This is a genomic window from Streptomyces sp. NPDC089919, from assembly GCF_040684615.1.
GTDB lineage: Bacteria > Actinomycetota > Actinomycetes > Streptomycetales > Streptomycetaceae > Streptomyces.
In genome coordinates, this window is record NZ_JBFBGK010000217.1 from 1 (window position 1) to 3,626 (window position 3,626).

At 72.8% G+C, this 3,626-nt stretch carries 1 protein-coding gene; it reads right to left on the minus strand.

The features are described from left to right. A partial coding sequence (locus tag AB0O40_RS37675) for an SDR family NAD(P)-dependent oxidoreductase (RefSeq protein WP_365050839.1) occupies positions 1–3,602 on the minus strand: 3,602 nt, incomplete at its 3' end. Between the last annotated feature and the right edge of the window lie 24 nt (positions 3,603–3,626).

Here is a 3,626-nt window from a genome sequence, read left to right on the forward strand (position 1 = left end):
AGCACGCCCAGGTCCAGCAGGACCGGGACCAGCAGCGCCTCGTCGATCTGACCGGAGCGGTCGAACAGCTCCAGACCCAGCTCGGTGGGAAGCGCCGAGGTGCCCATCCGTTCCAGGCGGGCGATCTCCGCCTCGTCCAACGTGCCCGACATGCCCGCCGTGTTGGCCCACAGACCCCACGCGAGAGAGGTCGCGGGCAGACCCACGGACCGACGGGCCGCCGCCAGGGCATCCAGGAAGGCGTTCGCCGCAGCGTAGTTGCCCTGACCTGGGCCACCGATCAACGCCGAGACGGAAGAGAACAGCACGAACGCCGACAGCTCCATGCCCGCGGTCAGCTCGTGCAGATGCAGTGCGGCGTCCAGCTTCGGCCGCAACACCCGCTCCACCTGCTCGGCGGTGAGCGAGGCCACCACACCGTCGTCGAGAACACCGGCGGCATGGACCACGGCCGTCAGCGGCCGGTCCAACGAGCCGATCAGCGAGTTGAGTTGATCACGGTCCGCAACGTCACACGCGGCGACCCGGACCCGGGCCCCCTCGGCTTCGAGGGCGGCGACCAGTGCCGCCGCACCGTCCGCCGCCGAGCCCCGGCGGCTGACGAGCAGCAGGTCGCGCGCCCCGTGTTCCCGGACGAGGTGACCCGCGAACTCGGCACCCAGACCACCGGTACCACCCGTGATCAGGACCGTGCCCTCCGGGTCCAGCGGCGCCGGAACCGTCAGCACGATCTTGCCGACGTTGCGGCCTTCACGCAGGAACCGGAAGGCCTCCGCACCCCGCCGCACGTCCCAGGAGCGGATCGGCGAGTGGTGCAGTACGCCCTGCTCGAAGAGGGCCACCAGGTCCAGAAGCATCTCCTGGATCCGGTCCGGACCCGCCTCCAGCAGGTCGAACGGGATGTACCCGACGCTGGGTCGCTCGGTGGCCAGTCGCGCGGCGTCGCGGACGTCGGCCTTGCCCATCTCCAGGAACCGGCCGCCGCGGGGCAACAGGTCGAGCGAGGCATCGGTGAACTCGCCGGCGAGCGCGCTCAGGACCACGTCCACGCCCTCGCCCGCGGTGGCGCGCAGGAACGCGTCCCGGAAGTCCAGGTCGCGCGAGGAGGCGAGGTGGTCGTCCGCGACGCCCAGGCCGCGGACCGCATCCCACTTGGGCGCACTGGCGGTGGCGTAGACCTCGGCGCCGAAGTGCCGGCCGAGCTGCACCGCCGCCGAACCCACACCACCGGCAGCAGCATGCACCAACAGCCGCTCACCCGGACGGACATCACCCAGATCCGTCAGCGCGTAGTAAGCCGTCAGGAACACCAGCGGCATCGCCGCCGCCTCCTCGAACGACCACCCTTCCGGCATCCGGACCACCATCCGGTGATCCGTCACACCCACCGGACCGAACGGATCCATCAACAGACCCATCACCCGGTCACCCGGGACGAGTCCGGTCACCTCCGCACCGACCTCCAGGACCACACCGGCAGCCTCACTGCCGAGCGGCGCCTCACCCGGGTACGTCCCCAGCGCGATCAGCACGTCCCGGAAGTTCAGGCCGGCCGCGCGGATGCCGACCCGGATCTCCTTCCCGTCGAGCGGTCGCCCGGCGTCGGAGGGCAGGATCGCCAGACCGTCCAGCGAACCCTTCCGCTCGATACCGAGCCGCCAGGCCTGCCCGGCCGGCTGGGTCGCCGTCCGCGCGAGCCTCGGGGCCAGCAGTTCGCCGGCCCGGACCGCGATCTGCGGCTCTTCAGCGTTGAGGACGGCGCTCCAGTCGGGCAGCGCGCCGGCGTCGAGATCGGTGTCGGAACCGGTGTCGAGGTCGACCAGCACGATGCGGCCGGGGTTCTCCGACTGCGCACTGCGGACCAGGCCCCATACCGGCGCCTGCACCAGATCCGGCGCCCCGTCGCCGTTCCCGACCGCCACCGCGTGACGGGTGACCACCAGCAGACGGGTCCCGGACAGTGCCTCGCCGGCCAGCCACTGCTGGAGCAGGGCCAGCGTACGGGTCGTCACTTCTCGTGCCTCGGTCGCCACATCGGCACCGTCGGCCAGGGAGTCGACGCCTATCGCCACCACATCGGGCACGGCCACGCCGTCGGCGAGGGCCCTTTCGAGCGCCCCGAGGTCGCCGTACCGCTCACCGGGAACCGGGCAGTCGCCCAGCACCGCGACCGAGAACGGGGTGGCGCCGGGGGTGTCGGCGATCCGGGTCCACTCCAGGCGGTAGAGCGGGCTCTGACCGCCCCGGCCTCCCGCCAACTGCGCCTGGTCCACCGGCCGTACGGTCAACGCGTCCACGGCGACGACCAGCGCCCCGCGCTCGTCGACCACCTCGATCCGCATCGCCGAGCCGGACCCCGGTCCGGAGTCCGCCCCCGCCGTGCGGGTGATGCGGGCCCGGGCCGTGGTACCGGTACCGGCACCGAGGCGGACCCCCGCCCACGAGAACGGCAGCTCCACGCCGGCGGACAGGTCCTTCTCGACCAGCCCTGCGTGCAACACCGCGTCGAACAGGGCGGGGTGCACACCGAAGCCATCGACCGGGACGCCCTCGGGCAGCTGGATCTCGGCGAACAGCTCCTCGCCCGACCGCCACACCGACCGCAGCCCCTGGAACAGCGGACCGTACTCGTAACCGGCCTCCGCAGCACGCGGGTAGAAGCCCGCCGTGCCGAGCGGCAGCGCGCCGGCCGGGGGCCAGGACGCGGGGAACGGCTTCGACGGCTCGGCCGCGGGCTGCAGCCGGCCACGGGCGTGGCAGACCGCCGCCTCGTCCTCCGGTCCGTCCGCGGACTCGGCGCGGGAGTAGACCGCGACCTCGCGACGACCCTCCGCGTCGGCAGCGCCGACGGTCACCTGGACCTGCCGCGCCGCACCCTCCGACAGCACCAGCGGCGCTTGGAGCACCAGCTCCTCCACCACCGGGCAGCCGGCGGACCGGCCGGCGGCCAGCGCGAACTCGACCAGCGCGGTGCCGGGGACGATCACCATCCCGAAGACCGCGTGGTCCTGCGTCCAGGGTGCGGAGTCCTGGGAGAGGCGGCCGGTGAATACCCACTCGTCCCGGTCCCCCACCGCCACCGCGGCGCTCAGCACCGGATGCTCGATCCGGCCCAGCCCGGCCGCGACCGGATCCCCGGAACTCGCACCGCCCGAGGCGAGCCAGTACCGCTCGCGCTGGAAGGCGTACGTGGGCAGCTCCACCCGGCGCGCACCGGTACCGGCGTAGAACGCGGTCCAGTCGACCGGTACACCGGCCGTGTGGATCTGACCGAGGAAGGCCGCGAAGGCCTCCACCTCCGGCGCACGGGCGCGGAGGACCGGCACGAAGACGGCGTCCTCGGTGTCCACGGTCTGCTGGGCGAGGGCGGTCAGGACCGCATCGGGGCCCAGCTCCAGGAACCGGGTCACACCCTCGCCGGCGAGGGTCCGGATGCCGTCGGCGAACCGGACCGCCTCCCGGACGTGCGAGACCCAGTACGCGGGGTCCGTCAGCTCCCGGGTCACCAGGGCGCCGGTCACGTTCGAGACGACCGGGATCCGGGGCTCGTGGAAGGTCAGACCCTCCGCGACCGCCCGGAACTCCGCCAGCATCGGCTCCATGAGCGGCGAGTGGAAGGCATGACT